The organism is Pseudomonas sp. AIG (assembly GCF_977020205.1).
Map to the genome: position 1 here is coordinate 1 of NZ_CDROCK010000170.1, position 259 is coordinate 259.

Annotated in this window: 1 pseudogene; it reads right to left on the bottom strand. The window is 65.6% G+C overall.

The features are described 5' to 3' along the window. Positions 1-253 (bottom strand): annotated as a pseudogene (locus ACWR1S_RS30995) (type II secretion system secretin GspD); the annotation flags it as partial. Positions 254-259 lie beyond the last annotated feature (6 nt).

The following is a 259-nucleotide window of genomic DNA, read 5'->3' on the forward strand; positions in this document are numbered from 1 at the left end:
CGCTGCGCGCACTCTTGCTGATGTTGTGCAATGGCTTCGGCACAGGTCGCGCCTGCGCCTGTGCGCGCTCGCGGTCGAGCACCGCGTCGCCGCTGCGCTGAGTGTTGGCCAGCGGCCGCCCGAGTTCACTGTCGACCAGCAACGGCGGCTGATTCTGCGGCGTGGTGGTGTTGCTGCACGCGCTCAACGCCATCAGCAACATCGGCAACATCGGCAACGCCAGACGTGCCGGTTTGGATCCTGACCCCTTCATGAAGCT